The sequence below is a fragment of the Geminocystis sp. GBBB08 genome, assembly GCF_016743215.1.
Lineage (GTDB): Bacteria > Cyanobacteriota > Cyanobacteriia > Cyanobacteriales > Cyanobacteriaceae > Geminocystis.
The window spans coordinates 1-4,583 of sequence record NZ_VRZC01000232.1 but is presented as its reverse complement, the minus strand read 5'-3'; the positions used below and the strand labels follow the sequence as shown (position 1 = coordinate 4,583).

Below are 4,583 nucleotides of genomic sequence, written 5' to 3'. Positions count from 1 at the left end.
ATTTTCACCTTCTACAAAGATTCTATTAACTATATCAGAGGGGAAACTTTCTTCTGATTTATCTTTAGCTTGATCGAATGTTTTTATATTAGCTAACATTTCTGCATCTTCGATTAATTGTTGGTAAAAATCATAGGGAATGACAGCATAATCTTGACCATTTTTTTTGATAATTTCAGTTGTCATTTATAAATGCCTCCTCTGGTATCAATATCTAAAACTAGAATAACAATTCTATCATTGTTTATCTCATAAATAATTCGCCAATCTCCTATTCTTAGTCTATATCCTTCTCTCCCAACTAACTTTTTTATGTTAAGATGATTTTCATAGGGATTATGAGCAATTTCTATTAATTTATCTTGAATACGTTTAACTAAATTTCTAGGAATTTTATTTAGTTTTTTAATTGCTGTTTTACTATATTCAATTTTATACATTCTATTATTTTACAATAAGGTTTTGAGGTATTTTGCGAGGTAAGATTTTTTAGATTTAGCTATCTTTTCAGGTGTGCCAACGGCGACAATTTTCCCTCCTTTATTTCCTCCTTCCAAGCCTAAATCGATAATCCAATCGGCACATTTTATCACATCTAAATTATGCTCGATAACCACGATCGAATTTCCCTTATCTGCTAATTTTTGCTAAATATTTCAAAACACATCTCTAAATTTAAAACTGATAAATGCTAATTATAGTATGTCGATTTATAGTTAGCATTTATCTAAACTGATATTTAGGATTTCTAAAGTCAAGCTAATTGTGAAAGAAAAAATATTAGTTAAATTTGGTCAAAAAGTTAAAGAATTAAGATTAAAACAAAATATTTCACAGGAAAAATTAGCAGAAAAAGCTAACGTTCATCGAACATATATCGGTATGATTGAAAGAGCAGAAAAAAATATTACTCTGATTAATATTGAGAAAATAGCTAAGGCTATAGTTCTCAGAAAAAATATTCAAGATACTCAGCTACAAAACAAAACAAAACAAAATAAATTATAAATATTAATCCCATAATTTTAACATGATAAATCTAGCATAAGTTGATTATTATTTATATGATTTTTATTATCTATACTTAATTCATAATTATTACTACCTAAAATAAATTTATAATCATCAATTCTTTGATTAATAACCTTTATATATTTTTCTTCTTTTTCAATACCAATATAATGACGATCGAGATTTAAACAAGCTAAAGCCGTTGAACCTGAACCCATAAAAGGATCTAAAACTATGTTATTTTTGTTGGTACTAGCTTTAATAATTCGCTCAATTAATTTCACAGGTTTTTGTGTAGGATGATAACGTTTTTCCTCATAAAAATTAATATCTTCCCAAACATCTGTAACTCCCATTTCGATATTAAAAACTTGTGCTATATCTTCATAAGGATATTCAAAATCAAGAATTTTTTGTAACTTTTCCCACATTTCTTTAGTAGGTACTTGAGCTAAAATATTATCACCAGTATAGAGTGACCACATTCCACCACCATTAGATTTTACGCCTAATTGTTGATTAATTTCTAATGCTGTTAGCCCTAGTTTTTTTTGTTTCTCTTTAAGTAATTTTCTAATAAAAGGTTTACTATCATAAATAAAAAATAATAAACTTTCGGTAACGTTAGGAAACATTTTATAATTTTTTGTTGCTCTACCACCAATAGCTTTTATACCTTTATTAATAATTATTTGTTGTCTAAAATTAAATCCGAAATTAATTAAAGGCTGGTATAAATAAAATAAATTTCTTAAATATCCAAATAAGTATAAACTACCTGATAATTTTATTACTCTAGCTATTTCGGGAAACCAATTCAAACACCATTGTAAATAATCTTCTTCAGTGCGCCATTGATAATCCCATTTTTGTTGTATCACTTTCCAATAAGGTGGATCTAAAATAATTAAATCAATGCTTTTATCAGGTATATTTTTTAATATTTCTATACAATCACCGTGAATAATTTTGTTTAAGTATTCCATTATTAATAGATTGATAATTATAATAGTTTTTTAAGGTATTTTGCAAGGTAAGATTTTTTAGATTTAGAGATCGTTTCAGGAGTGCCAATAGCAATAATTTCTCCTCCTTTATCGCCACCTTCTAAACCTAAATCAATAATCCAATCGGCACATTTTATCACATCTAAATTATGCTCAATAACAATAATAGAATTTCCTTTATCCGCTAATTTTTGCAAAACATTTAATAAGTGATGCACGTCATAAAAGGATAAACCTGTAGTTGGTTCGTCAATTAAATATATAGTTTTACCAGTGGCACGGCGAGACAATTCCGTTGCTAGTTTCACCCGTTGCGCTTCTCCTCCTGATAAAGTGGGTGCAGACTGCCCTAATTTAATGTAGGTTAAGCCAACATCAACAAGGGTTTGGAGGCGATTCACCGCGCGAGGGATATTTTCAAACACCTTTAAGGCTTCTTCAACTGTCATATTGAGGACATCGGCGATCGAAAATCCCTTATACTTAACTTGGAGAGTTTCACGGTTATATCTTGCACCCTTGCAGATGTCACATTGTACATAGACATCAGGTAAGAAATTCATAGAAATCACATTGACACCTTGACCGCTACAGGCTTCACATCTTCCTCCCTTCACGTTGAAAGAGAATCTACCAGGTTTATAGCCTCTGGCTTTGGCTTCGATGGTTTCCGTGAATAACTCCCGAATCACATCAAAAACTCCTGTATAAGTAGCAGGATTTGATCGAGGAGTGCGTCCGATGGGGGATTGATCGATTACAATAACTTTATCGATGGCTTCGATACCCTCCAATGCCTCTAAATCTTTGGGAAAGGGTACATTCCGATTGAGAAGATGTTGGAGGGAAGGGTATAATAATTCGTTGACGAGGGTGGATTTACCGCTACCAGATACCCCAGTTATACAGACAAACTTGCCTAAAGGAATTTCGACATCGATATTTTTTAGGTTGTTGCGGTGACAGTTTTTAAGGGTTAAAAATTTGCCGTTGCCTTCCCTTCTGATAGGTGGTACTTCGATTTTGCGTCGCCCTGATAGATACGCCCCCGTTAAAGATGCTTCGCAACCGAGGAGGGTTTGTAAGTCGCCCTGACAGACGATTTCGCCACCGTGTAGCCCTGCTTTTACCCCAATATCCACAATATGATCGGCGGACTTGATTGTGTCCTCATCATGTTCTACAATAATTAAAGTATTGTCGAGATCTCGTAACTTTTTTAAAGTTTCCAAAAGTTGATCGTTATCTCGTTGATGTAAACCAATACTAGGCTCATCTAAAACATACAACACACCTGTTAATCCTGAGCCAATTTGGGTAGCTAATCTAATTCTTTGGGCTTCTCCGCCGGATAGTGTCATAGCAGGACGATCGAGGGTAAGATAGTCTAAGCCCACATTCAAAAGAAATTGTAAACGATCGAGGATTTCGCGTAAAGCCAATTCGCCGATTTGGGCTTGTTTAGGAGTTAATTGGATATTGTGGAGACGGTTAAGACATTCATGAATAGAGACATTTGTCAAGTCATAAATATTATATTGCCCTAACTTTACCGATAAGGCTTCGGGTTTAAGGCGTTTGCCGTGACATTCTTCACAGACTTGATACTCTAAATATTGCTCTAATTTTTGCTTAATAATATCAGAATTACTCTCTTGATAGGTTTTATCTAACATGGGAATAACACCACGATAATAACCGTATTGGATATTTTGAATTTCCTTATCGCCGTATAAGATAATGTGTTGTTGCTGAGGAGTTAAGCGATCCCATGAATCAGTAAGTTTAAATTTATATTCGTTGCTAACATATTCAAGGAGAGAGAGATAATAGGGGTTGTCTTTTTCTGCCCAAGGGGCGATGGCATTAATTATTTTAGCACGAGGATCGGGTATGATTAAATGGGGTGAAAACTGTCTTAAACTGCCTAAACCGTGACAAGATTCACAAGCGCCATAGGGAGAGTTAAAAGAGAAAAGACGGGGGGATAACTCTTCCATCACCGCCCCATGAGTAGGACAAGCAAACTTCTCAGACAAGACAAAATGCTCCTCAGCAAACTTTGCGCCCTCTCTTTGCGCCTTTGCGCCTTTGCGTGAAATAACCTCTTCATCAGAAAGAATCTTAACAATAGGAATAGCAGAGGTAATATTCTCATCCCTTTGTGCCTCTCTTTGCGTCTTTGCGTCTTTGCGTGATAAATCATCCAACACCTCAATAATAGCGATACCATCTGCAATTTTCAGACAAGTAGAAAGAGAATCAGCTAACCTTTCCTGAAGATTAGGTTTAACGATGAGTCGATCGACTAAAACGCTAATATGATGGTATTGTTGGGGTTTAAGCTCGATATTATCCGCTAATTCTCTAATTTCCTCGTTAATTTTGACTCTGACGAAGCCTTGAGAGCGTAAACTAGATAATAATTGATGATGATTGCCTTTCTTTCCTCTAACAACGGGTGCTAGTAAATGTATCTTGGTTTTTTCAGGTAAGGATAAAATTTGATCGATCATCTCATCGATGGTCTGGGGGGTGATAGAATGATCACAGTGGGGACAATGG

5 protein-coding genes and 1 pseudogene are annotated in these 4,583 nt (G+C 34.1%); 1 reads left to right on the top strand and 5 read right to left on the bottom strand.

Translation table 11 applies throughout. The features are described 5' to 3' along the window. The 3 genes and pseudogenes from FWJ34_RS18350 to FWJ34_RS18340 all read right to left on the bottom strand — a co-directional run. A partial coding sequence (locus FWJ34_RS18350; protein WP_308256779.1) for a hypothetical protein occupies positions 1–186 on the bottom strand: 186 nt, incomplete at its 3' end. Further along, on the bottom strand, positions 183–440 hold the full coding sequence (locus FWJ34_RS18345) for a type II toxin-antitoxin system RelE/ParE family toxin (protein WP_308256778.1): 258 nt from the start codon (positions 438–440) through the stop codon (positions 183–185). The genes FWJ34_RS18350 and FWJ34_RS18345, both read right to left, overlap by 4 nt. 9 nt (positions 441–449) lie before the next feature. Continuing rightward, positions 450–647, bottom strand: a pseudogene (locus FWJ34_RS18340) (hypothetical protein); the annotation flags it as partial. 118 nt (positions 648–765) lie between these two features. On the opposite strand from FWJ34_RS18340, the gene FWJ34_RS18335 reads away from it, so the two are divergent. After that, positions 766–1,008: a helix-turn-helix transcriptional regulator gene (locus FWJ34_RS18335; protein WP_308256776.1), complete on the top strand. Its 243-nt coding sequence runs from the start codon at positions 766–768 to the stop codon at positions 1,006–1,008. A 17-nt stretch (positions 1,009–1,025) separates the two neighbouring features. On the opposite strand, the gene FWJ34_RS18330 is transcribed toward FWJ34_RS18335, so the two are convergent. Continuing rightward, positions 1,026–1,997: a site-specific DNA-methyltransferase gene (locus tag FWJ34_RS18330; protein WP_308256775.1), complete on the bottom strand. Its 972-nt coding sequence runs from the start codon at positions 1,995–1,997 to the stop codon at positions 1,026–1,028. Positions 1,998–2,014: 17 nt separating this feature from the next. Beyond that, positions 2,015–4,583: excinuclease ABC subunit UvrA (gene uvrA, locus FWJ34_RS18325; RefSeq protein WP_308256774.1), on the bottom strand; the 2,569-nt coding region annotated here is incomplete at its 5' end.

Excerpts from the sequence above, each read along its gene's own strand:
- FWJ34_RS18345 (WP_308256778.1), bottom strand. The coding sequence starts at position 440 with ATGTATAAAATTGAATATAGTAAAACAGCAATTAAAAAACTAAATAAA.
- FWJ34_RS18330 (WP_308256775.1), bottom strand. The coding sequence starts at position 1,997 with ATGGAATACTTAAACAAAATTATTCACGGTGATTGTATAGAAATATTA.